This window comes from Proteiniborus sp. (assembly GCF_040308045.1).
Lineage (GTDB): Bacteria > Bacillota > Clostridia > Tissierellales > Proteiniboraceae > Proteiniborus.
This window is the reverse complement of record NZ_JAWRHZ010000041.1, coordinates 1-24,711: the sequence shown is the minus strand read 5'-3', so window position 1 is coordinate 24,711 and position 24,711 is coordinate 1. Positions and strand designations below refer to the sequence as shown.

Here is a 24,711-nt window from a genome sequence, read left to right as displayed (position 1 = left end):
CCCTCCTTTATTTAACGTTTAGTAGCTAACTCAACGGCTTCAACTATTTTTACATATCCAGTACATCTACATAAGTTTCCTGCCATAGCTCTTTTAATCTCTTCTTTAGTTGGGTTTGGATTTTCCATTAAAAGTGCTTTTGCAGAAAGAATCATTCCAGGTGTGCAGAAACCACATTGAACTGCACCTGCCTCAATAAATGATTCTTGAAGCTTATCTAATTCTCCATTTTTCGAAAGACCTTCTAATGTTACTACACTACACCCATCTACTTGTGGCCCTAATACAGTACATGAAGTCACTGCTTTCCCATCTAAAATCACAGTACAAGCTCCACATTCTCCTTCGCCACAGCCTTCTTTTACACTTTTAAGCCCTAAATCTTCTCTCAACATGTCCACTAATCTTTTGTTTGAATCAACCTCTACAGTAACGTCTTCATAGTTTAAATTAAAATTAATTTTTACTTTGCTCATTTTCCAAGCCTCCTATATTATTCAATCTTTAGGTCTGAAAGAATGCTGTCAAAAGTTGTTTTAGCGATTCCTACTATACTCTTACTCTTATATTTAGCACTCCTTAGCCTATTAGGAGATCCCTCTAAAATAGTATTATAAATAACTGTTGACATGTCATCTAATAATCCATATAAGTTTTCTCTGTTTAACTCTTTCCCTATTATTTTTTCCTCAATTTCATGTATTCTCATAGGGTGTTTAGCAACAGCGCCTAAAACAAATTGAGCCTTAGTACATTTATTTGACTCATCTTTTTCAATTAGAGCTCCCATACTTAAAACAACAATAGCTAATGCCTTTCTTCTACCAAGTTTAGTAAAACATGTAGCTGTATTGTCACTTGGTTTTTCGAAGAATATTTCTGTTAAAATTTCATCTTTTCTTATATTTGGCTTCCCATTGTCATAAAAATCCACAAGTTTCATAGTTCTCTCTGCTTTTTTGCTCTTAAGTACAACACTTGCATCTAAGCCTATAAATGCAGCTACAGAGTCAGCAGCAGCAGAGGCATTTACTATATTTCCTCCAACTGTACCTAAGTTTCTTATTTGTGGTGAACCTACTTCACTACAAGCTTTGGCTAAAATCTTAACCTTATTATTAATAAGCTCATTTATTTCTAAGTCAGTAAAAGTCATCATAGAGCCTATTTTTATATAGCCTTCTTCTTCTTTTACATATTTCAGTTCCTCTACTTTATTGATGTTTACCACTTTCGTAGGCTTTATTCTGCCTGAACGTATGTCTAAAACTATATCTGTTCCGCCAGCTATGATATGAGTGCGCTCATCTGCACTTTCTAATACATCTAATAGTTCATTCATCGTTTTTGGCGAAAAGTATTCATAAGAATTCATATTTCCCCTCCTATTTTAGAAAATTTTATTGTGAAACTTGATAATTATTTCACCATAATTCTTGCTATAGTTTCACAATAAACTTTATTGCAATATTCTTGCCAAGTTTTTAAGATAAAGATTCAATTCTCATTAGATTATAGTTTTTTGGCTTATATAGCAGCTTATATAGGCTTAACTAAGCCATAGATGAAACAGCAATTATATTCCATAACAGATAAAAATTTCTTTGTTAAAGATTTTTAATAAATCGCATTGAAAAATTCACATGCTTGGCCCTTAAATTGTTGCCTCTAGAAATGTTTCGCTTTTGAAATGTTTTATTGAATTTTCGCTTATTGCGCATAAATAACGATGTAAGATGTGTTTCGAAAATGAAATGTAGCTTTACATTAATGCAATGATTTTATTCTTTAATATCTAATTGATTCATTTTTCTCCATAAAGTAGTTGTACTTATTTTTAAATACTCTGCAGTCTTAGACTTAATCCCATCGTTTATTTCAAGTGCTCTTAATATTATTTCTCTTTCATATTTTTTAATCATTTCGTCAAGCCCTTCGCTATTGACATCTGTAATACTGTAGTTTTCCATAATATTTCTAGGTAAATGCTCTTTTTTAATTATTCTTTCATTACCTAAAATATTAAATGCTTTTTCAATACAATTCATTAGCTCTCTAATATTACCAGGCCAGCTATAGTTAACTAAAATGTTTTGAGACTCTTCATCTATTCCTTCAACGAATTTTCCAAAAGTAATATTCATATTTCTGATTGCATGATTAACTAGTAGTGGAATATCTTCTTTTATATACCTTAAGGAAGGAAGATGTATATCGAGAACATTTAGCCTATAAAATAAATCTCGTCTGAACTTGCCTTCTTTAACCAACTCGTCCAAGTCTTTGTTAGAAGCTGATATGACACGTATGTCTAACTTAATCACTCTCTCACTGCCTATTCTCCTAACTTCTCTTTCTTGTAAAACTCTTAGTATCTTTGATTGGAGTTCTAGATGCATTTCACTGATTTCATCCAGAAACAATGTTCCACCATTAGCTTGTTCAAATACTCCTGATGAACCTCCTTTTTTGGCTCCTGTAAAGGCTCCACTTTCATATCCAAAGAAACTACTTTCCATAAGGTTTTGTGGTATAGCAGCACAATTTATTGCTACAAAAGGCTTATTACACCTAATACTAGCATTATGAATAGATTGTGCAAATACTTCTTTTCCTGTTCCAGTTTCGCCAAGTATCAAGACACTAGAATTAGATTGAGCTGCAATTTTAGAAACTTCTTTTGCTCTATTAATTTCATTACTTTTTCCAATAATATCAGAAAAGTTATATTTTGCAGCCTGATATTTTTTCATTTCATCCATTAGATTTTGATTTTTTGATACATAATCTTCATTATTGAATCCAAATCCAAAATCTTTTCCTATAGGAATTCTAACTGCATTTGCTCCACTAATATAATTTGATTCACCTATTATAGGTCTTTGTTTTTTCATCGCTTCATTTGCATCTTTACTAATAGTACCTAAAAATTTAGTATTTACTTCACCATCAGAGTTTACTGAGGCCAATCTTTTACCTTCACTGTCAAATACTACTGCTTCACCACCAGCGACCCTAGCTATAAAAGGAAGGGCTTCGATAAGTGAATTCTTTAACGAGTTACTATATCCTACACGCTCAACATTGCTACAGCAAAGAACATAGTCCTCAATCGGTATACACCAAGTTTCTGCACCATATTCAAGCTGAGACATTCCATACACCGTCTCTTGCTTTTCAGCTGCTTCCTTAGCCAAATCATAATATACACCTTTTAATTCAATAACCTCATTCCCTGCGGAATCTGTTGTTTTAATTCTTTCTCCATTTCTATCAGTAAGAGCTGCATATCCAGATGTAACTTTTGCAATAATGGGAAGTGAACCTAGTAGAGTATTAAGCATTTTACTCATAATAAATAACACCTCGATTCAACTTAACATATTATTTGTCATATTTGTAATATTATCGTTCATTATAATTATAACAGAATATTTCATCTATGGATATAGGGTGTTTTAATTAATAATGCAACTTATAGCTTTACAAGTTATTTAATAAAAGTTACTCATTTAAATGGTGATTTTCCCCTTATATCTAGTAAATAAAGAATGTACCATTTCTTACAATATTAATAAAATAGGCTCTTGTAAGGTTAACCAAGAGCCTATTTGCATAAAAACTTTAGTTATTTGATACTTTAGCTACATGTTTTGCATCAAATATTTTACTTAAAATTACGTAGAATATAACACTTGATATTATACCAACTATAGGTGGAACAAACATGTCTGTCTTTAATGCTATATAACTAGCAATTCCAGCTAATAGCCATGAGACCATTGCTATTGGATTTACTTTCATATTTTCCTTAGAATTTCTTACGAAAGCTTCTTCTGCAATTAATAATCCTGGAACTGGTGGTATTAACACTGAAAGAGTTTGTGTAATTGGAACCAGATAGTTAAATATACCAAGAGCTGCAAATATAGCTGCTAAACCTGCTATTGCAAGTGCAATATGTTTATGTTTAACTTTTCCTTTTAAAGATGTATCATCCAATACATTTTGTATAGCTAAACTGGCTCCATATATGTTGTTGTCTTGAGTTGTCCATAAACAGAATATGGCTGCAAAAAAGGCTAGTACACCAAGTCCCAAAGAAGTCATAGCTGCTGTAAAGTCTCCATTACCAGTCTTTATACCTACAAGAGCTCCTGCAAATTGTAGACCGAAACACCCTATAGTAAATGCAACTATACCTGCAATAACAAGGTCTCTTGTACTTTTAGCAAATCTACAAACATCCGGTGTTATAGTAGCTCCAAAAACCCATCCTCCAATAATTGATGCTGTTGCAGCAGTAAAAGATAATGAAGTAGCAGGTACATAAGTAAAAATATCTGCATATCCTCCTGATGCTTTTCCTACAGCTATAACTCCAGCAATGGACATTACAAGTGCTGCAGGAACTCCTAAATAACTTATAAATTCTAGTCCTTTATATCCTCTAATAGCTGATTGAGTCCATAAAGCTATACATAAAATTGCAGTAATCGAAATAGGTAGTGGCCACCAAGAAAAAGTGCTATCTATTAATCTAGCAAATATATCTCCATTTAAAGAAATCCATGTTACTGAAGAAAAAGCTAATAATAGCGAAAATATTGTTGAACCTTTTTTACCAAAAACTCTTCTTGATAAAAAGGAAGTGGATAAACCTGTTTTAAAAGCCATATAACCTGTAGCCAATACTATAGCTATAAGTATAGCATTACCAACTAATAAAGTTGTTGTTGCTTTTGAAAATGTCATTCCTACTCCAACAGCACCACCAATGACAAAGTTAGATAACGCTATTGGATAGCCTGCTAGCACTACAGTAAGACTTAATAATGATTTTCTTTCAGAATCAGGAACTGAGTTGAAGGCGTTTTCTAATGCATTACTATTATTTTTTTCAGACATCTTTTCTCCTCCTGTTCATTGTTTAGTAATCGACAAGTTTTCTATTAAATAGCAATTAGTTTCCTAGAAAAATAACTGATTACTACTGCCAGTATTAGTTATTCCCTCCTTTCTATTATTTTCGTTTCCATTGCTGTATATATGAGTTAATGTCTTATTATGTTCAGTATATACTGTATAGTGCTTACTTTTTGACATGTACTATGTGTTATGCACGTGTTATGTACAAATTAAGCAGTAGTAGGAAACTTATACTATTTATCTATAAATATAGCAAGATGTATGCCAAGTTTTTAACAAAGTGTTTTGACTAAATACTAGCTTTCCAGAGGATAAAAAGTCATTCTTTCATAAATGGTATTTCATTTTTGAAATGCAAATTTTCATAAAACATTTCATCCAAGCAATTACATGGCTTTGGAGTGCATTTCTAATATGAAATGCACTTTTGTTATTTGAAATGATTTTGTAGTTTTCTAAACAATATATTTTTCAATAAAAAAAGAAACTCTATTTAATTAGAGTTCCTCATCAAAATAATGTGAAATTTTCTCTCCTTTTCTTTCTATAGATATTGGTTCTGCTAATTTTTCTTTTTCTTCTACATAATCTTTTCTAAAATGTGTGCCTCTACTTTCTTTTCTAATTAAACAAGATTTTAATATACAATAATTAATCAAGGCAAAGGACTTTGCCTGTGTACTAGACAATTCATATGAGTAATTATTCTTTTCCTTTTCTTTGCTTTCTAATTTAGATAAAATATCTTCTACATCTTTTAATCCTTTTAATAAATCATCCTCATTTCTAACTATACCAGCAGCATTAGAAAGAATATTTCTTAAATTTTCAATGATTTCTTTATGTTTTTCTTGATTTTGACCTTCATAAGATATAGAATAATCAGGTCTATAGTCAACAAAATGTTTCTTTGCTTCTAAACAATATAATGCTGCATTTTTTCCAGCTAATTTACCAAACACTATATTTTCCGTTAAAGCCACAGAACCTAGCCTATTTGCTCCATGTAGTCCTCCTGTTACTTCACCAGCAGCCCATAGCCCTTCAACACCAGTATAAGCATTATCATCAATCTTAATGCCACCACAAGTATAATGAGTGCCGGGAGTAATCTCTATGAGATTTTCTTTAGGGTCAATACCTGCTTTCATAAGCAATTCATAATTTGTAAAACTTTTCTTGATTTTTTCTCTATCGATGTGTCTTGCATCTAAATATACTGTACTTCTTTCCGTTCCACGACCTTCATAAATTTCTTGAAAAATTGATTGAGAAATTATATCCCTAGTTTCCATATCTTTTTTTACTGGTGAATATTTTTCCATAAATCTTTCTAGGTGTTTGTTTAATAAAATTGCTCCTTCTCCCCTTAATGTATCTGTAACAATAAAACCCGCTAAATTTTGGGGATAGGCTATAACTGTAGGCATAAATTGTATAAATTCCATATCTACAAGCCTTGCTCCTGCATTTAGGCCCATGATTAGCCCATTACCTTGAATTCCTTTTCTATGTGTAGAAAATTTATAGTTTGCACTTATACCACCTGTAGCTAATATTACACTTTTACTAGAGAAGAATATAAGATTATTTTTATGAATGCCAAAAGCTCCACAAACTTTTCCATTTACTTTTACTAAATCTATAATTTCTACATCCTCTATGATTATAACACCTAGTTCCAGAGCTAAATTTCTTAATGTTGAGTAGTATTGTCTTGTATTACCACCTACACATCTAACAGTTCTAGGATAAGAATGACCAGAAGCATGAAATACTTTTATATTTCCATTCTCTTCTTCATAGAGTTTTACGCCTAACTTTTGTAACTCATAAATCTCTTTACTGCTATTTTCCACAAGCTTTTTTACAATTTTTCTGTTGTTAATATTTCTGCCTGATTTTAAAATATCTTCTACAAATACTTCGTTAACCCTTTCTTCATCTATTTCCTCATTCAGTCTAAAATTTCCTGCAAATCCACCTGCAGCCATAATAGTAGCATTTCCACCTTTTTTATATACAAGAATCACCTTTACTCCATGTTTTTTGGCTTCTATGGCAGCATGTAAACCTGCACTACCTCCTCCTATAACTAGCACATCTGTTTTATAATTCATTTCAATTCCCACCTCTTTATGTAAATTGCCGTAATAAAGAAACTTTTCTTATTGTAAAGCAATTAGCATGCCAATTGTCATAGACATAAAAAGAAGAACCCTAAAAATAGAGTTCTTCAAGTTAATCTTATTTAATTAATACCATCCTCTTAGTTTCATAGCATCTGCTACTCTCTTAATTGAAATCATATATCCTGCAGTTCTCATGTCAACATTATATTTCTCTGTTAATTCTATAATTTCATTAAATGCCTTAACCATTAGTTGTTCTTGTTTTTGTTGTACTTCTTCGAATGACCAGTAGTGATTCATTAAGTTTTGTACCCATTCAAAGTATGATACAGTAACTCCGCCAGAATTAGCTAAAATATCAGGTACTACAAACATTCCTTTTTCGTTAAGTACCTTATTTGCTTCAGGAGTAGTAGGACCATTAGCGCCTTCAACTACGATTTTAGCTTTTATTTTATCTACAGTTTGACTTGTTATAGCATTTTCTAGTGCACATGGTGAGAACAAATCGCAATCTATTCCAAATATTTCTTCTCTGTCAAGTTCTTTTGTACCGTTTCCAAATCCTGTTATGAATTTATTTTTATTTTTACTAGCATATTCTTTTAATGCTTTAACATCTATTCCATTTTCATCAACTAAACAACAAGAGAAGTCAGATATTGCAACGACCTTTGCCCCTAGTACTTCAGCAAATAATGCAGCAAAACTTCCTACATTACCAAAGCCTTGAACTGCCACTCTTAAGTCTTTCATATCTAGACCATTTTTCTTAGCTGCTTCTCTCATCATTAAAGCAACTCCGTATCCAGTAGCTTCATTTCTAGCTAGTGAACCTCCATATGCAACAGGTTTACCAGTAATAATTCCAGGAACATTTTCTCCTCTCATCTTTGAATATTCATCTGTCATCCAAGACATTACCTGTGGATTAGTACCTACATCTGGTGCTGGAATATCTTTCTTTTCTCCGATAACAGGAGATATGGCTATTATGTAAGCTCTACAAAGTCTCTCTAGCTCTCCCTGAGATAATTCTGAAGGGTCAACAATAACTCCACCTTTTCCTCCACCATATGGAACTCCAACTACCCCACACTTAAATGTCATCCATGCTGATAAAGCTTTAACTTCATCGAAGTTAACTCCAGGATGGAATCTTATTCCTCCCTTTGCTGGACCAAGTGCATCATTATGCTGTGCTCGATAGCCTGTAAATACTCTGATGCTTCCGTCATCCATTTTAACTGGGAAATTTACCTCAAGCGCTCTTAGAGGTTGTTTAAGTAATTCATAAACAGCGTCTTCTGCACCTAGTTTGTCACAAGCAGACCTTATCTGTTGTTGAACAATTTCAAAAGGATTTAAAGTTTTTTCTGCCATTTTTGTTCCTCCCTTTAAGGTTAATTTTTAAAATTTTAACATAGTTGATTCGTTATATTAAATATTCGTAATAAGGAATCAAAATGTTAAATAAAAATGACAAATGAGACCATAAAAAATCTTGGATTATGAATAGACATCTGATGTATACGTTTTCCTTACTTCCTTATTGTTACAAATGAATTATAACATATAATTCGTCTTAAAGTAAACAAGTATTAATTTTTTATCATTTTTTCACAACTCAAAAATTCTAATAATCAGTGAATTTTGTATATTGTTGACGTATTATATACATCTTTTCATATTACTTATATTATTTAGAACCTTTTAACTATTTCAATTAAAGATACTATATAGTACAATACTATTTGAAAATCTTCCTAACTAATTAAATTATTCTTCCATAAAACACTAAATTTATTATGGGAGGCAGTACATATGAAAAAAATCAAATTTAACAGTACTAAAAGCAAAACTATTAAGACTAAAATAATCACATCTATATTAGTCTACACTGTATTATTAGCAGTGATTACTGGCGCAGTAAGTATATTTGTAAGTAGTAAGGTAATTATGGAAAAGGCAAAAGAAAATATTCTATTAACTGCCACTACCAATGTAAATGAACTAAACCAAAGTATTAAACATTTCGAAAACTCAATAAATATCATTGCTTCAACAGTATCCAATACTGAAAATATTATCTCTATATTAAATGAACCAGAAGCTACAGAACACTTTTTAAATGACCTAGAACCTTTAGTAGAGAATGTAGCAAAAACTGATGAAACCATAGACGGAGTATTTATTTATTTTAGACCTGATTTGACAGATAATTTAAAGCATGTAGATTTCAAGAGAATTAGTGGAACAGGTGATTTTAATAAAATAACAGATGTTGAAGAAGTAGATTTTATTCAAAAAAAAGATAGTAATTTATGGTTTCATGATGTAGTTGATAAAAAGAAAAGTATATGGTCTCATCCATATATAGATGAAAGAACTAATTCTGAAGTCGTAACATTTTCATCTCCTATAATCTCCAACGGTGAAGTAATAGGTGTTGTTGGCTTGAGAATTTCATTTGAGGATTTTAAAAATCTAGTAAATAAAATCAAAGTTTTTGATACTGGATATGCTTTTCTCTTAAATGAAGAATATGATTACTTAGTTCATCCAACTCTTACTGTAAATGACAACATAGGTACTATTAATAATGGTCAGTATAAGTATATTGTAGAAGATATTGAGCAAAGTGGTTCAAATGTTTTACGAACATTTTTTGGAGGAGAAGAAAAATTATTAGGTTACGCTAGGACTATCAATGGATATACTTTAATAATTATCGCCCCAATAGTTGAAGTATATAAAGATATGTATTCACTAATAGTTCTTCTTTCTGGAATCATTGTTATAGGAATAATCATATCGGTTATTGGAGCCTTTTTATCTGGTAAAAAGATTTCATCTCCTATATCTAGCTTAACAAAACTTATTAATAGAACTTCTGAATTTAATCTAGAAGAACAAGATGATGATAAAAACAACAATCTATATCTTCATCAAAATGAAATAGGAGTAATGGCAAAATCAATAGCTCAGATGAGAACTGCCCTAAGAGAAATAGTTAATAGAATTTCTACTAATTCTAGTCAGTTAGGTCTTTATTCGAAAGGTTTAGTCACTACAACTGATGAAAGTTCTATTTCACTTCAGGAAGTAGCGAAGGCAATAGAGGAAATGGCAGCAGGAGCAACTGAACAAGCTAAACAGACTCAGGAAGGTACGGAGCAGTTATTAGTCCTTGCTAGAGAAATCAATAGTATAGAAGAAAGCTCATCAAGATTGAAGGATTTTTCCGATGAAATGGGAAAACAAAGCATTGAAGGCTTAGAAAAAATAAAAGTCCTTCAGGAAAAGTTTAGATTAAATGCTCAGCTTGCTGTTGAAGTGTCTAATAATATGCACAATTTATCAGAGCAATCTAATTCTATTCATAGCATAGTAAGCACAATTCAATCTATATCTGAACAGACAAACTTACTTGCATTGAATGCTTCTATTGAAGCAGCTCGAGCAGGAGAAAATGGTAAAGGATTCGCTGTAGTTGCAGAAGAAATTAGAAAATTAGCCGAACAATCAGCACATTATTCAAATGATATTGAAAACATTATTTCAGATATAAAAAATAGTATGACTAAGACTAAAACAAATGTAGATCTGTTCAATGAAATTTTCCAAGAATCAAATGTTGCAATGGACGAAAACGGTAAAACCTTTGAATTAATTTATGATTCTATAGAAAAATCTATTCAGCAAATAAATACTCTTTTAGAAAAAGTAAGTTTGGTTAATGTAACTAAGGATAGTGTAGTTTCTTCTATAGAGAGTATTGCAGCAATATCTCAGGAATCAGCTGCTTCTACAGAGGAGGTATCTGCTACTACTGAAGAACAAACTGCTACAATAGAAAGTATTGCTCAAATGGCTATAGATTTAGAAAATGTTGTTGAAGAATTAAATTCTCTTGTAAATACATTTAAGCTATAAAAAATATTAATCAACTTTTTTCTTCAAATTTGAAGAAAAAAGTTGATTTCTTTTTTAGGTAGTATCATTTTTTTCACAACTACATCAACTGCTAAAATATTTAGAGAAGTCATATTCTCAACTTCATAGATTATCTGCTCTTGCATTAAAGTAATCAATGGTATGATTGGATTTCCATACATAATCTCAACATTTATTCTAATAATAATTCCTTGCTCCAGACTTTTTATTTGTACTCCATAAGCCCTAGAAATTCCAATGACTTTACTTGCAGCATGTCTTAGTAAATCCTTTATGACACCATCTGAAATTGTATATTTACCATGATAGCTAAAGGTAGGCCTAACTACTGTTTTTTCAAATACTTGTTCCTTATGATTTTCTTTCTTCCTCCATATTTTTAGACTATCAATAAAGTATCCAGAAAAGTCCTTTTTTACTTCAAAGGTAGGAACAGGAATAACATGCTTACCTTCTTTTTTTCTAAATTTCTTAGCTGTATCTATTTCTTCCTCTGTTGAAATATCCTCAATATAAATTCTTTCGCTTGCTTCTGATAGCCTTAGAGAGCTTGTAATCTTGTCTATCATTTTATCTGAAGTGCCTAATATGAGTATTTTAGAAGGATTATACTTTGCTATTGCATTCTTTACTTCTAATCTATGAGTACTGTCCATAAAGATTGCTCTTCTAATAGCACTAACTGTCGTAGTTTCCCTTTTGGCAGATTTCCCCGCAACTATCTTATTTCCTCTTATTAAAAGACCATCATCTATAATATATTCAATATCTTTTTCCTTAGCCACGGTAATTGCTTTATAGCTTTTCCCTGTACCACTATGACCTATTAAGGCTACTATTTTCATAAAATTCCTCCAGATATTTGAGTAAATATAATCCTCTATATTCTACCCATAATAACCAACTGTGTACTTCTTTCTACACCGAAACTATCAAAGTTTTTCTTTATATCTTCTGCTAATTTAACAATTTCCTCATATTGAGAATAGTCTTTTAACTTAGCTACTTTTTTTGATAAATTAAGGACTCTATTTGCTAATCCTTTTTGTATTTCTCTGTCTGTTTCATAGTCTTCAAAGATTTCCTCTATGTTTACTCCTAAGTCCTTGATTAAGTCTATCGTTTCTTGCTTTTTAAGGGTTTTACTATGATAAGTTCCTAATAAAGAATTCATTACTCCTTCTAATTCATGTAATTTCACATGTGTCATCTGTGCAGGTGATTGATTTTCATCAAGTAATTCATTTATTATAAAGATTCCACCTGGCTTTAAAACTCTTTTCATTTCATTAAGTACCTTATTTTTATCTGGTAAATGATGAAGAGTATTTGACATACAAACTATATCAAATGAGTTGTCTTCAAAGTCCATGTCTGTAGCATCCATAAATAAATACTTTATATTTAATTCAGTATTATTTTCATTGTTCTTATTAATTATTTCTTCGTTATTATCTATTCCTATTATTTCCTCATAGTTTTTGAGCCCTTCTTTAAGCTTTACTATGAAAGCTCCATCCCTTGTAGCTACATCTAATACTCTGCCACCTTCTACACTTTTTAACTTGCTTATTAGTTTTTTCATATGTTATCACTCCTATTATATAAAATTACATAAGAACATTTTATCATATTATAGGTATATTTGCTTAGGACATTTTAGCTTTTATAAAAATCAATAAAACAAGGGTAAAATAAGAGAAGGAAATTGTTGCTTTCGTATTCGTTATAAAAAAATCGTGAGTGTCTTGCTACTGAAGTTGCAAAACATTCACGATTCTCTCTTAACCCTAAGCGTTAGCCGCCATAGCCTTAACAGCAGACACTATATCATCTACATTATCTAACGCCTCAAGCATTGCTGGTATTATTTCAGTCACATCTCCAACTATGCTATAATCAGCTATTTTAAATATTGGAGCATCTGGATTTTTATTTATAGCGATTATGCATTCTGCATCTTGCATACCTGCTAAGTGTTGGATAGCTCCTGATATTCCACAAGCTATATAAAGCTTAGGTCTTACAGTTTTACCTGTTTGCCCAACTTGATGAGAATGCTCAATCCAACCTGCATCAACAGTAGCTCTAGAGGCTCCTACAACTCCTCCTAACTTTTTAGCAAGTTTTTCAACTAACTCAAAGCCTTCTTGAGTTCCTAATCCTCTTCCACCTGATACTATTATCTTTGCTTCTTCTAGTGGAACTTCTGCTTTGCCTGATTTAACTATGTTTTCAACTTTAGCCTTTATATCATCTTCAGTTAATTTAATATCTACTAGCTCAACCTTACCTTTTCTATTTTCGTCATTTTTTGCTCTTTCCATTACTCCTGGTCTAACTGTAGACATTTGAGGTCTGTGATCAGGACATACTATAGTAGCCATTAAATTGCCACCAAAGGCAGGTCTTGTCATAAGTAGCTTATTATCTTCTTCATCAATTTCTAGTCTTGTACAGTCTGCAGTAAGACCTGTATGTACCCTTGCTGAAAGTCTAGGTCCTAAGTCTCTACCTATATTAGTAGCCCCTATCAAAATAATCTCTGGTTTTCTTTCTTTAATTAGTTCTGTAATAACCTTTGTATATCCATCTGTTGTATATGTTTCTAGCAATTCACTTTCGGCATATAATACCACATCTGCACCATATTTTACTAGCTTTTCTGCAATATCATCTACCTTGTTCCCAAGTAGAACTGCTGTTAGCTCCACTCCTAGCTTATCTGCTATTTTCCTACCTTCTCCTAAAAGCTCAACTGCAACATTTAATAATTTCCCTTCTCTTTGCTCTGCGAATACCCATACACCTTTGTACTTTGATATATCCTCTGTTATTACTTTTTCTTCTTCTTCTTTTATTATAGCTTCAAAAGGGCATACTTCTACACAAGCACCACATGATGTACAATTATCTTTTATAACAGCTTTTTTTTCTTTCATTTCTATTGCGTCAAAAGGACAAGCTTTTATACATAAAGAACAGCCCCTGCATTTATCTTCTATTACCTTAACAGCCATTTTTATCACCTCAACATAAGAAATTATATGATTTGTCTTTCTTTCAGCCTAACTACAAACTGTCTTGCAATTTCACTTGGACTACCTGTCAGCATCTCTCCACCTGTTTTGCTTGATGCAGGTGTAAATGATTTCTTAACCTGAGTAGGTGAACCTTTTAGTCCTATTTGCTCTCTATCAACATCTATATCATCGACTGTCCAAACTTTGACCAATTCTTCATTTCTATATGCCTTGTATATGCCCTTAACAGAAGGATATCTAGGTTCATTAAGCTCTTTTATTGCAGTAAGTAGAACTGGCATCTCTGCTTTTACCACATAATATCCGTCTTCTAATGATCTATGAGCCGTAACTTCTTTCCCATTGATTTCAAGTTTTTCTACATAAGTAATTTGAGACAATCCAAGGTGTTCACCTATTTGTGGTCCTACTTGTGCTGTGTCTCCATCTATTGCTTGTCTACCACAGAATATAATGTCGTAGTTTCCTATTTTTCTTATGGCAGCAGCTATTGTAGTAGAGGTAGCCCATGTATCAGCCCCTGCAAAAGCTCTATCGCTTAATAGTATAGCCTTATCTGCTCCCATAGCAATAGCTTCCTTTAACGCTTCCTTAGCTTGAGGAGGTCCCATTGAAAGAACCATTACTTCTACATCATCATGTGTATCCTTTATCTTCAAAGCTTCCTCTAAAGCATTTTTATCATCTGGATTTATAATACTTGGAACACCTTCACGAATAAGGGTGCCTTTTACTGGATCTATTCTGACTTCATTAGTATCAGGAACTTGCTTAACACAAACAATTATTCTCATAGCATTTTCACTCCTTTTCTATCTTAATGCATTTGCTGATATTACCATTTTTTGAACTTGAGAAGTTCCTTCATATATTTCAGTTATCTTAGCATCTCTCATCATTCTCTCAACTGGATAATCCCTAGTATATCCATAGCCTCCATGTAGCTGCACTGCTTTAGTAGTTACTTCCATTGCTATCTCTGCTGCGAATAGCTTGGCCATAGCAGCTGCATTATTATAATCTAAGCCTGCTGATTTTCTATAAGCTGCATTATACACCATAAATCTTGCAGCCTCTACTCTTGTAACCATATCTGCAATCATCCATTGAATTCCTTGGAATTGTCCTATTGACCTTCCAAATTGTTGCCTTTCTTTTACAAATTTAATAGCCTCATCTAATGCTCCTTGAGCTATTCCTAATGCCTGAGCAGCTATACCAATTCTACCACCATCAAGGGTAGTCATAGCTATTTTAAAGCCTTTCCCAATCTCTCCTAGCAGATTTTCTTTTGGAACCCTGCAGTTTTCAAATATAAGCTCTGTTGTTGAAGATGCTCTAATACCCATTTTATTTTCTTTTTTACCAATCTTAAACCCTGGGAAATCCTTTTCCACAATGAAAGCACTTATACCCCTTGTACCTTTTGATTTATCTGTCATAGCAAAAATTATATAAACATCTGCCTGTCCACCATTAGTAATAAATATTTTAGTTCCATTTAACACATAATCTTCTCCATCAGGAACTGCAACTGTTTGTTGCCCTGCTGCATCTGTACCTGCATTTGGTTCTGTAAGTCCAAAAGCGCCTAAGTATTCACCTTTAGCTAAAGGAATTAAGTATTTCTGCTTTTGCTCTTCAGTTCCATACTTTAATATAGGCCAGCAGCCAAGAGAAGTATGAGCAGAACATATTACTCCAGTAGTACCACAAACTCTAGAAAGCTCTTCTATGGCTATAACATAAGCTATGTCATCTCCTCCTGCCCCACCATACTGTTCTGGTACAGGTATACCAAGCATATTATATCTTGCCATCTTTTCTACGCTTTCTCTAGGAAATCTTTCCGTCTCGTCAATTTCTGCTGCAATTGGCTTTATTTCCTTTTCAGCAAACTCCCTCATAACTTTTCTTATCATTTCTTGTTCATTAGTAAAGCTAAAATTCATTTCTTTCCCTCCTCATTATTCTATAATATAAAAATTTGATAATTTTATAACGCACTTTCCTACTATATTGCAAAAGTCTTGCCACTAATTTTATTATACTTTAATAGATATTAAATTTCCATTATCCTTGTGAATCAATTATCTTAAATTTCCTTAACATTATTTGAGATGTAAATCATTTTTTGTAAATATTAAACTATGCTTAAACATTATAATCATTGAAATTACTAGCTTTATTAATAAATCATTACTTTTTTCAAACTAGAAGTTTTATTTATCGACTATTATCATAATGTGATAATGGTTATATTTTTTAGAAATTTATTTGTTAATTCTATAACGTTAATTGCTCCTAAAATTACATAAAAAAATAGACTATTGTAAAAACAGTCTATTTTTGTACATTATTCAGACATTGTGTGTCCGTTATTCAGACACTTTTGTCCCTAAACCTGTTTGCTATCTATTTTTTCTTTAAACATATATGATAATATAATTAAACTTTCATTTAGATGAATATTTTCAACTATAAGAGCTATTTAACTTCTTCTCTAGTATCTTTTGAAGTTGTCCAAATATAGAAGTTATAATCCAATAAGCAAGCATCACAGCTGTAAATGTTTCAAAAAATTTGTAGTTTGATGCCCCTTCCATCTGGGCTGCTCCCATTAATTCAGTAACACCTATAGTAAAAGCCATAGCTGAGCCTTTTATAATATCTACAAAACTATTTGACAAAGCTGGTATAGCAACTCTCATAGCTTGAGGAAGAACTACTCTAGTCATAGCCCTAAGATTAGTCATTCCTATAGATAAGCAAGCTTCTATTTGCCCTTTATCAACAGATGATATAGCTCCCCTTAATGTCTCTGACATATGGGCTGATGCATTTAAGCTTAAACCTAATATAGCAGCTGTTAACCCATTCATATTTTTTAAAAATGGTATAACCTGTGCAAGCCCAAAATATATAAAAAATAATTGAGTTACTAAAGGAGTTCCTCTGAAAATTGAAACCCAAATTTTTAAAAATGGCGATAAAATTTTCACTTTAAAATATATTACTAAGGCAATTATTGTAGCTAATAGGAGTGCACAAATCAAAGATACTATAGAAAGCTTCAAAGTAACTTTCACATATTTAAGAATTATTGGAAATAAACTAATAAAAAATTCAGTATCAAAATTAAGCATCATGCTACACCATCCTAATACTATTTTGTAGCATCTACTTCAAACCATTTCATAGATAACTTTGATAAAGTGCCATCTTCCTTCATAGATTCTAAAGCTTCATTGACATCATTTATTATAGCTTCACTTTCTTCACCTTTTTTGAATGGAAAAGCAGCTGTTTCAGTAAAAATAACTACATCAGTTACAATAAAATCTAAATTCTGCTCTTTAATAGTAGCCCTAGTTTGAATAGCAGGTCCTAATCTAGCATCTAATCTTCCCATTTCAAGATCTGCATCCATGGCTGCAGTGCCTTCATAACCTTGTATATTTATGTTAAGATTGTTCTCCTCATTAACTTTTTGCAGCATTTTATCTCCTAATCCGCCAGCTACTACACCAATCTTTTTACCTTTAAAATCTTCTAACTTATTTAATCCACTATCCTTTTTTGTAACCAATTGATAATTTGCATTTAAATATGACTCTGTAAATGAATATTTTTCTTCTCTTTCTGCATTTATAGCTATTTGATGACAAATCGTATCAATTTGACCTGCATCTAACATACCAAAAAGCCCTGCAAATTTTGCAGTTTTATATTCTACTTTATAACCTGTTCTGCTAGCAATTTCATTCCATACATCAATTTCAAATCCTTGAAGTTCATCATTTTTCATGAAATTTAAAGGATAAAATTCACCAGAAGCTCCCACAACTATAGTTCCCTTGCTTGAATCTGCAGGCTCTGTTTTTTCACCACATCCTACTGCAAAAACTGAGATTGTTAAAACTAGAACTAAAAAACATATTAATTTTTTCTTGTTTTTATACATGTTCATTCCTCCATCTATTTTTTTATTTATATTAAGTAAAAACTTAATCTTATTTATTAACCTTTGTTATTCTAGCTAGCAATGTTCTATCTGGTGGAAATCCAGTTATAGGATCTAATTCTTTATTATCAGTTAGTTCATTGGCATTAGCCTCATCCCAACCATGAGGAATATAAATAGTTCCCTGAGGCAAATCTTCTGTGAGCCTCGCAGCTAATTCTATACTTCCTCTCAAGCTTTCAACAATTACAGTATCTCCTTCTTCAATATCCTCTTCATATGCTGTTTTAGGATTGATTTCTAATAATGGTTCAAAAGCTTTTTTGAAATTCCTTAAAGATTCTATATTCCTAAACCTAGAATGGTAATACTCTAAATTTCTTGCTCCCGTTGATAATATTAACGGATATTTTTTAGCTAATGCCTTAGTATTTTTAGGGCTCTCTGCTGGTTCATAGTATTTTGGTAAAGGCTCAATTCCTAATTCTTCTAAAGTCTTTGAATATATCTCTGCTTTTTTCGAAGGAGTTTTAAATCCTTCTAGCTCATATCTTTTTTCTTTATATACTCCATATTCATATCCATTGCTCATTTTTTCAATTTCTTCAAATGTTAAACCAAGAGCCTCAAGACGATAATCTAGTGCCTCTTCTTCTGTAGACCAAGGAAATTCCTTGATATATCCTAGCCCTTTAGCTATTTCACTTATGAATTTCCATTCAGACATGCCATCTGTAGTATCTATTATTTTAGGTGATAATCCCATAAGCTCTTCACCAAAACGTATAGCTCCATTCCAAATTTCATATCTCTCTAAATAATTAACACCTGGAATAATTAAATCTGCTAATTTTGCTGTTTCCGTCATAAAGATATCCATTACTACTAAAAAATCAATTTTTTCTAATGCCTTTCTTAACTTATTTGTATTTGGCCAAGTTAATATTGGATTGCTACCTATAACAATCATAGCTTTTAAAGGATACGGATTCCCATCAAGTATAGCGTCACTAAATATATTAGCTTGAGCTCTACCATTTATTTTATAAAATAGTGGAAACTTATCCCCACCTATAGGTGGCTTACCAGTATGAACCTTTCGATCCATTACTATGGGAGAGAGAGGTATAGTTTTATTTAGTCTTGCACCGCCAATTATATCTATGTTTCCTGTTATAACTTGTAATATTGAAATAGCTCTAGCAGTTTGAAAGCCATTACTTTGAAGTTCTAAAGATATTCCAGGTGAAATATTAGCCGGTTTATTTTGAACAAATATTTTACATGCTTCTATAATGTCTTCTGAGGAAATCCCTGTGATTTTAGATGTCCTTTCTGGTGAATAGTCCTTAGCCAGCTCTATTAATTCATCAAAACCAATTGTCCATTTTTTAACAAACTTATCATCATATAGTTTATTTTTAATAATCAAATGGATAAATCCAAGAGCTAATGCACCATCTGTTCCTGGTCTTATTCTCAAATGAATATCTGCCTTTTTCGCTAATTTTGTTTGCTTTGGATCTATAACTATGAGTTTTGCTCCATTTTGTAAACCTTTATTTATGTACATCATCTGAGCTGGAGCTGAGTATTGAGGATTATAGCCCCACAAAAGAATACATTTACTATTCCCATAATCAGGAACAGGTAACGACCCAACAGTTACAATATTTGCCAACTCCTTTGATGTATTACAATGACTTCCAGCTGTTGAAAAGTTCGGCGTTCCATAAACTTGGCAAAACCTTTCAGCATAACTTGTAAACTGCATAAATACACCAGCTTGTCCTGTATGTAAGGCCAGTGCTTCTGGTCCAAACTCTTTCTTAACATTTCTTAGCTTTTCAACTATAATATCTAATGCTTCCTCCCAGCTTATTTCTTCAAAAGCACCTTGACCATTTTTTTTCAAAGGCTTTCTAAGCCTCTCTTCAGAATGTACTATCTCAGGAATCGCCCTACCCTTTGGACAAATAAAACCTTTAGTTAAAGGATGTTCCTTGTCTCCTTTAGCCTCAATGATTTTATTGTCCTTTACTAATAATTGAATCCCACAAAAACAATTACAAATTCCGCATGTACCCTTCTTGCAAACTATATTGTAAGCAGAATTTTTCTTATTATCATACATAAATTCACCTCATAAATACTTGTAGCTAAGTTTTATACCTATACTTCTCTTACTACTTGTCTTAAAAATTGACTAGTTCTTGGATTTTTAGGATTGCTAAATATCTGCTCTGGTGAACCTTCCTCTGCAATTATTCCATCATCCATAAAAATTATCCTGTCAGCTACGTTTTTTGCAAAACTCATTTCATGTGTAACTATAATCATAGTAGTATGAGCTTCTGCTAATCCTTTAATAACATCTAATACTTCTCCTACAAGTTCTGGATCCAATGCAGAAGTGGGTTCATCAAAAAGCATTACCTGTGGTCCTACAGCCATAGCTCTGGCTATACCTACTCTTTGCTGTTGTCCTCCTGATAACTTAGATGGATAATAGTCACTTTTATCAAATAAGCCTACAGACTTTAATATTTCTAACGCCTTTTCCTTCGCAACCTTTTTATCTATCTTTTTCACAATAGTTAAAGGTTCCATAACATTCTCTAATGCAGTTTTATTTTTAAATAGATTATATGTTTGGAACACCATTGAAGTTTTCCTTCTCAAAGCATATATTTCTTTTTTAGTAATGTTTTTTATATCAACTTTTATATCATCAATTTCAATCTCACCAGCTTCAGGCTCTTCAAGATAATTAATACATCTTAATAAAGTGGATTTCCCAGTTCCAGACGGTCCAATAATAGCCACCACTTCACCTTTCTTCACTTCTAAATCTATATTTTTTAATACCTTTAATTTCCCATAGCTTTTACTTAGATTTTTAATTTTAATCATATCATCGCTCCTACGGAATTTACTCTCATTTTAAAATTCTAACGAATTCGACATAAAAAAACCAATTAATATTTTCTATAGTTTTAATATCTAATATAGGAAATATTAATAAAGCAATATGCTATTTTTGATTCAAATAAAAAAGGAGTTAAAACTTATTGCTCCTCCACTTGCTACACTCAGGTTTACCATTTATGCATAATTTAACGGGGTTAGTGCTTTATTTTAAAGTACTAACCCCGTCCACTTAATTTCCTATATTTTAAAAACCTATTTATTTTCTATTTTTTTCTTTAAACATATATGATAATATAAATAAACTTTCATTTAGATGAACATTTTCAACTACAACGTTTTCAGGAACTTTCAAATCAGTAGGAGCAAAATTCCATATACCCTTGATATTGCTCTTAATAAACTTATCTGCTACTCCTTGTGCTTGTTCCTTTGGAGTAGTTATAATACCTATCTCTACCCCATTATCATTAATAAAATTCTCCATATGATCAACATCAAATATTTCAATATCTCTTATTTTTAATCCTATTAGCTTAGGGTTTTTATCAAACAAGGCTAAAAGTTTAAATCCAGCATCTTCGAATCCTTTATAGTTTGCCACTGCTTGCCCAAGATTACCTGCCCCTACTAAAACAGCCTTATAGGTTCTCTCTAAGCCTAAAATCTTGCCAAGCTGTTTGTGTAATTCCTCAACATTATAACCATACCCTTGCTGACCAAAGCCTCCAAAATTATTTAAGTCCTGTCTTATTTGAGAAGCTGTAAATCCAGTAATATTGCTCAATTCTTGAGATGATATTCTATTGATGTCTTTATCTAATAGTTCACCTAAATATCTGTAGTATTTAGGTAGTCTTCTTATGACCGCCATCGAAATTCGATTTACTTTTTCCATATTATTATTCCACCTACTCTTATTCTGATTTTCACACTTATAAGATATTTTAAATATTATACCATTAGGTTAAATTTCTGTCAATTTAATGATAAAGTCATAACGAGCACATTATATCATATTTATTATCTCTTTGTCTTTTAAAAATATTACCCTATTGTTTCTTTTCTAAACGTTTTTTGTTAAAATTATATTATTGATAAGAAATAAGGAGGATTCAAAGTGATAGTTTTATCATGTAGCAATATATCTAAAAGCTATGTAGTAGATACAATACTGGATAAAGTCACTTTTTCGCTAAATGATAATGAAAAGGTTGGCCTTGTTGGACTAAATGGTGCTGGCAAGTCCACATTATTTAATATTTTATCTGGAAGAATCTCAATGGATTCTGGAGAAATGTATGTATCAAAGGATTGTAAAATAGGCTATCTAGAACAAAGCACTCAAATAGAAAGTAATAAATCTATTTTTGATGAAGTTATGGATGTATTCATGCCTTTAATGGATATGGAAAAAAAGTTAAGACAACTTGAACATAATATTAGTATAGAAGGACAAAAGCAGGAATCCAAACTACTAGATTCTTTAATGGATGAGTACGCCTATCTTACAGAAGAATTTCAAAATAAGAATGGATATGGCTTTAAAAGTGAAATCAAAGGCACTCTAAAAGGATTAGGTTTTAGTGAAGAACAACTTTATATGCCTGTATCCAATTTAAGCGGTGGTCAAAAAGCAAGGGTTATGCTAGCAAAGCTATTATTAAGCAAGCCCGATATTTTACTTTTAGACGAGCCTACTAACCATCTTGATATACAAGCTATAGATTGGCTTGAAAAATATATTAATGAATATAAGGGTGCAGCAATAATTATTTCTCACGATAGGTATTTTCTTGATAATACCGTTTCTAAAATATTCTATCTAGAAAAGTCTCTATTAAAAATATATAACGGAAATTACACTGATTTTATGAAGAAAAGAAAAGATGAGTTAGAGCTTTTGGGGAAAAAATATGAAGAGCAGCAAAAAGAGATTTCAAGACAAGAAGAAATCATTAGAAGATTTATGTCTTATGGTGGTCAAAGATATATAAGACAAGCTCAAAGCAGGCAAAAAATGCTTGATAAAATGAAAAAAATCGATGCTCCTATTAATGAAAGTAAAAAATCAAAAATTATATTTGAACCAAAGATTAAAAGTGGAAACGATGTAATATATGTAGAAAACTTAAGTAAAGCCTTCGATAACTTTCATCTATTTAATGATGTAAACTTCAAAATTTATAGAGGAGAAAAAGTTGGGCTTATAGGACCTAATGGTGTAGGAAAGACTACTCTTTTTAAAATGATATTAGGTAAGGTGCCTATTAATGAAGGTACAATAGATTTGGGCCATCATGTAAATATAGGATATTTTGACCAAGAGCAATCTAGTCTCAGCGAAGAAAAAACTATTGTAGATGAAATTTGGGATGAAAATCCATCTTTAGATCATTACCAAATTAGATCTCTCCTTGCTCAGTTTTTATTCTTTGGTGATGATATATTTAAAGAAATATCTGAATTAAGCGGTGGCGAAAAAAGCAGAGTAGCTTTAATAAAACTTATGATGTCAAAAGCAAACCTGCTTCTTATGGATGAGCCTACTAACCATCTTGATATAGACTCTAAAGAGGTATTAGAAGATGCACTTTTAAACTATGATGGTACTCTTTTAGTCATTTCACACGACAGATATTTCTTAAATAAGGTTGCAAATAAAATACTTGATTTATCTAGTAAAGGTATTAGCGAGTATCTAGGCAATTACTCATATTACCTAGAGAAAAAGAATACACCTATATATGATGATGAAGATGATGCTATTGAAAAAACTAGAACACAGATTAAGGCTGAAAGAAAAAAAGAAAAAGATAAAAAGCTGTTTGAAAAAAAACAGAAAGAAATGATAAAAAACATAGAAAAGAATATATCTGAACATGAAAATAAAATTCATGAATTAGAAATTGAAATGTGCGATCCAAGTGTATATTCTGATCACGAAAAAAGTCAGAAAATTCACCAAGAAATTTTAAAGCTTAAGGACGAACTTGAAGAGCTCTATGATAAATGGGTTATGCTGACTGAGGAAGCAAATATATAGAATAGATTTATAGATAGAATTAATATTAAAAAATAACTTCAAAGACTTGATTAAAATAGAGGTAAAGCATTTAACCCTATTTTAATCAAGTCTGATTAAAATGATGTTTTATTTATTTTTTTGATTTATCTTATCGAATTATGTCAACGGTAAAATAATAGATTTGGTTCCATATTATTCTAATTTTTAAAACAAAAATTTTATTCTCCCCATTTAATCCACATATTATTCACATAATCCACAATGTTATCCACATTTTTATACAATATTATATGTCCATCATAGTAATATTTCCACATTATCCACAAGTAAGCTGTTTTTTTAAATATTTTTATGTGGACAAGTTGTGAATTGTTTGTAACCTAAATCATGTCGAAAAAAAGAATATTTAGTTTACATAATATAATATACATAAGTTTATTTATCAATTATTAAGAATATTAAAACTCTAATCTCTACCTAGGTTTCATCTAGCCAAAATAGATAGTCTAAATTTATCAAAAATAAATTTCATAAATAAAAGAGGATAGTACAAACTACCCTCTTTAATGTCGTATATAAATTCCTTACTTAGAACAAACCAACTATAGTGCCATCTGGAAGTATATCCATCTTGTTTGCTGCTGGTACTTTTGGTAATCCTGGCATTGTCATTACTTCTCCTGTAAGGGCTACTATAAATCCTGCTCCTGCTGATAATCTTAATTCTCT

At 31.5% G+C, this 24,711-nt stretch carries 19 protein-coding genes; 2 read left to right on the top strand and 17 right to left on the bottom strand.

Annotated features, from left to right (window positions below; genetic code table 11):
• Window positions 1-11: 11 nt before the first annotated feature.
• The 6 genes from ABV008_RS08115 to ABV008_RS08090 all read right to left on the bottom strand — a co-directional run bounded on the left by ABV008_RS08115 (window position 12) and on the right by ABV008_RS08090 (window position 8,444).
• A complete protein-coding gene (locus tag ABV008_RS08115; RefSeq protein WP_352419324.1) occupies window positions 12-476 on the bottom strand; it encodes a (2Fe-2S)-binding protein in 465 nt (154 codons plus the stop codon).
• 17 nt (window positions 477-493) lie between these two features.
• On the bottom strand, window positions 494-1,375 hold the full coding sequence (locus tag ABV008_RS08110; protein WP_352419323.1) for an FAD binding domain-containing protein: 882 nt from the start codon (window positions 1,373-1,375) through the stop codon (window positions 494-496).
• Between the two features lie 406 nt (window positions 1,376-1,781).
• The gene (locus ABV008_RS08105; RefSeq protein WP_352419322.1) at window positions 1,782-3,353 is read right to left on the bottom strand and encodes a sigma-54 interaction domain-containing protein; all 1,572 of its coding nucleotides are present in this window, start codon (window positions 3,351-3,353) and stop codon (window positions 1,782-1,784) included.
• A gap of 271 nt (window positions 3,354-3,624) precedes the next feature.
• Window positions 3,625-4,908: a purine-cytosine permease family protein gene (locus ABV008_RS08100; RefSeq protein ID WP_352419321.1), complete on the bottom strand. Its 1,284-nt coding sequence runs from the start codon at window positions 4,906-4,908 to the stop codon at window positions 3,625-3,627.
• Window positions 4,909-5,426: 518 nt separating this feature from the next.
• Window positions 5,427-7,049: an L-aspartate oxidase gene (locus ABV008_RS08095; RefSeq protein WP_352419320.1), complete on the bottom strand. Its 1,623-nt coding sequence runs from the start codon at window positions 7,047-7,049 to the stop codon at window positions 5,427-5,429.
• Window positions 7,050-7,184: 135 nt separating this feature from the next.
• Window positions 7,185-8,444 carry a Glu/Leu/Phe/Val family dehydrogenase gene (locus tag ABV008_RS08090; RefSeq protein ID WP_352419319.1) on the bottom strand — a complete coding sequence of 420 codons (1,260 nt, stop codon included), beginning with the start codon at window positions 8,442-8,444 and terminating at the stop codon, window positions 7,185-7,187.
• Between the two features lie 441 nt (window positions 8,445-8,885).
• Here ABV008_RS08090 and ABV008_RS08085 point away from each other — a divergent pair, with 441 nt between their 5' ends.
• On the top strand, window positions 8,886-10,997 hold the full coding sequence (locus tag ABV008_RS08085; protein ID WP_352419318.1) for a methyl-accepting chemotaxis protein: 2,112 nt from the start codon (window positions 8,886-8,888) through the stop codon (window positions 10,995-10,997).
• A gap of 23 nt (window positions 10,998-11,020) precedes the next feature.
• On the opposite strand, the gene ABV008_RS08080 is transcribed toward ABV008_RS08085, so the two are convergent.
• From ABV008_RS08080 to ABV008_RS08035, 10 genes are all read right to left on the bottom strand, one after another.
• Window positions 11,021-11,863: an Asp23/Gls24 family envelope stress response protein gene (locus tag ABV008_RS08080; protein ID WP_352419317.1), complete on the bottom strand. Its 843-nt coding sequence runs from the start codon at window positions 11,861-11,863 to the stop codon at window positions 11,021-11,023.
• Between the two features lie 35 nt (window positions 11,864-11,898).
• Window positions 11,899-12,603: a class I SAM-dependent methyltransferase gene (locus ABV008_RS08075; RefSeq protein ID WP_352419316.1), complete on the bottom strand. Its 705-nt coding sequence runs from the start codon at window positions 12,601-12,603 to the stop codon at window positions 11,899-11,901.
• Between the two features lie 205 nt (window positions 12,604-12,808).
• Window positions 12,809-14,038 carry an FAD-binding protein gene (locus tag ABV008_RS08070; RefSeq protein WP_352419315.1) on the bottom strand — a complete coding sequence of 410 codons (1,230 nt, stop codon included), beginning with the start codon at window positions 14,036-14,038 and terminating at the stop codon, window positions 12,809-12,811.
• A 23-nt stretch (window positions 14,039-14,061) separates the two neighbouring features.
• Window positions 14,062-14,856, bottom strand: a complete 795-nt coding sequence (locus ABV008_RS08065) for an electron transfer flavoprotein subunit beta/FixA family protein (protein ID WP_352419314.1) — start codon at window positions 14,854-14,856, stop codon at window positions 14,062-14,064.
• Window positions 14,857-14,874: 18 nt separating this feature from the next.
• On the bottom strand, window positions 14,875-16,014 hold the full coding sequence (locus tag ABV008_RS08060; RefSeq protein WP_352419313.1) for an acyl-CoA dehydrogenase: 1,140 nt from the start codon (window positions 16,012-16,014) through the stop codon (window positions 14,875-14,877).
• A gap of 522 nt (window positions 16,015-16,536) precedes the next feature.
• Entirely contained in the window at window positions 16,537-17,211 is a 675-nt protein-coding gene (locus ABV008_RS08055; protein WP_352419312.1) for an amino acid ABC transporter permease, read from the bottom strand.
• A gap of 17 nt (window positions 17,212-17,228) precedes the next feature.
• On the bottom strand, window positions 17,229-18,026 hold the full coding sequence (locus ABV008_RS08050) for a transporter substrate-binding domain-containing protein (RefSeq protein WP_352419311.1): 798 nt from the start codon (window positions 18,024-18,026) through the stop codon (window positions 17,229-17,231).
• Between the two features lie 49 nt (window positions 18,027-18,075).
• On the bottom strand, window positions 18,076-20,160 hold the full coding sequence (locus ABV008_RS08045; RefSeq protein WP_352419310.1) for a molybdopterin-containing oxidoreductase family protein: 2,085 nt from the start codon (window positions 20,158-20,160) through the stop codon (window positions 18,076-18,078).
• 38 nt (window positions 20,161-20,198) lie between these two features.
• A complete protein-coding gene (locus ABV008_RS08040) occupies window positions 20,199-20,939 on the bottom strand; it encodes an amino acid ABC transporter ATP-binding protein (RefSeq protein WP_352419309.1) in 741 nt (246 codons plus the stop codon).
• A gap of 274 nt (window positions 20,940-21,213) precedes the next feature.
• Window positions 21,214-21,852, bottom strand: a complete 639-nt coding sequence (locus tag ABV008_RS08035) for a redox-sensing transcriptional repressor Rex (protein ID WP_352419308.1) — start codon at window positions 21,850-21,852, stop codon at window positions 21,214-21,216.
• A gap of 222 nt (window positions 21,853-22,074) precedes the next feature.
• On the opposite strand from ABV008_RS08035, the gene abc-f reads away from it, so the two are divergent.
• Window positions 22,075-24,000 (top strand): ribosomal protection-like ABC-F family protein, encoded by a 1,926-nt coding sequence (gene abc-f / locus ABV008_RS08030; protein ID WP_352419307.1) that lies wholly within the window; start codon window positions 22,075-22,077, stop codon window positions 23,998-24,000.
• A 570-nt stretch (window positions 24,001-24,570) separates the two neighbouring features.
• Here the strand turns inward: abc-f and ABV008_RS08025 are convergent.
• A partial coding sequence (locus ABV008_RS08025) for a formate--tetrahydrofolate ligase (RefSeq protein ID WP_352418383.1) occupies window positions 24,571-24,711 on the bottom strand: 141 nt, incomplete at its 5' end.

What these genes read in the sequence shown, in the direction of transcription:
- ABV008_RS08115 (WP_352419324.1), bottom strand. Translation starts at nt 476, where the DNA reads ATGAGCAAAGTAAAAATTAATTTTAATTTAAACTATGAAGACGTTACT.
- ABV008_RS08110 (WP_352419323.1), bottom strand. Translation starts at nt 1,375, where the DNA reads ATGAATTCTTATGAATACTTTTCGCCAAAAACGATGAATGAACTATTA.
- ABV008_RS08105 (WP_352419322.1), bottom strand. Translation starts at nt 3,353, where the DNA reads ATGAGTAAAATGCTTAATACTCTACTAGGTTCACTTCCCATTATTGCA.
- ABV008_RS08100 (WP_352419321.1), bottom strand. Translation starts at nt 4,908, where the DNA reads ATGTCTGAAAAAAATAATAGTAATGCATTAGAAAACGCCTTCAACTCA.
- ABV008_RS08095 (WP_352419320.1), bottom strand. Translation starts at nt 7,049, where the DNA reads ATGAATTATAAAACAGATGTGCTAGTTATAGGAGGAGGTAGTGCAGGT.
- ABV008_RS08090 (WP_352419319.1), bottom strand. Translation starts at nt 8,444, where the DNA reads ATGGCAGAAAAAACTTTAAATCCTTTTGAAATTGTTCAACAACAGATA.
- ABV008_RS08085 (WP_352419318.1), top strand. Translation starts at nt 8,886, where the DNA reads ATGAAAAAAATCAAATTTAACAGTACTAAAAGCAAAACTATTAAGACT.
- ABV008_RS08080 (WP_352419317.1), bottom strand. Translation starts at nt 11,863, where the DNA reads ATGAAAATAGTAGCCTTAATAGGTCATAGTGGTACAGGGAAAAGCTAT.
- ABV008_RS08075 (WP_352419316.1), bottom strand. Translation starts at nt 12,603, where the DNA reads ATGAAAAAACTAATAAGCAAGTTAAAAAGTGTAGAAGGTGGCAGAGTA.
- ABV008_RS08070 (WP_352419315.1), bottom strand. Translation starts at nt 14,038, where the DNA reads ATGGCTGTTAAGGTAATAGAAGATAAATGCAGGGGCTGTTCTTTATGT.
- ABV008_RS08065 (WP_352419314.1), bottom strand. Translation starts at nt 14,856, where the DNA reads ATGAGAATAATTGTTTGTGTTAAGCAAGTTCCTGATACTAATGAAGTC.
- ABV008_RS08060 (WP_352419313.1), bottom strand. Translation starts at nt 16,014, where the DNA reads ATGAATTTTAGCTTTACTAATGAACAAGAAATGATAAGAAAAGTTATG.
- ABV008_RS08055 (WP_352419312.1), bottom strand. Translation starts at nt 17,211, where the DNA reads ATGATGCTTAATTTTGATACTGAATTTTTTATTAGTTTATTTCCAATA.
- ABV008_RS08050 (WP_352419311.1), bottom strand. Translation starts at nt 18,026, where the DNA reads ATGTATAAAAACAAGAAAAAATTAATATGTTTTTTAGTTCTAGTTTTA.
- ABV008_RS08045 (WP_352419310.1), bottom strand. Translation starts at nt 20,160, where the DNA reads ATGTATGATAATAAGAAAAATTCTGCTTACAATATAGTTTGCAAGAAG.
- ABV008_RS08040 (WP_352419309.1), bottom strand. Translation starts at nt 20,939, where the DNA reads ATGATTAAAATTAAAAATCTAAGTAAAAGCTATGGGAAATTAAAGGTA.
- ABV008_RS08035 (WP_352419308.1), bottom strand. Translation starts at nt 21,852, where the DNA reads ATGGAAAAAGTAAATCGAATTTCGATGGCGGTCATAAGAAGACTACCT.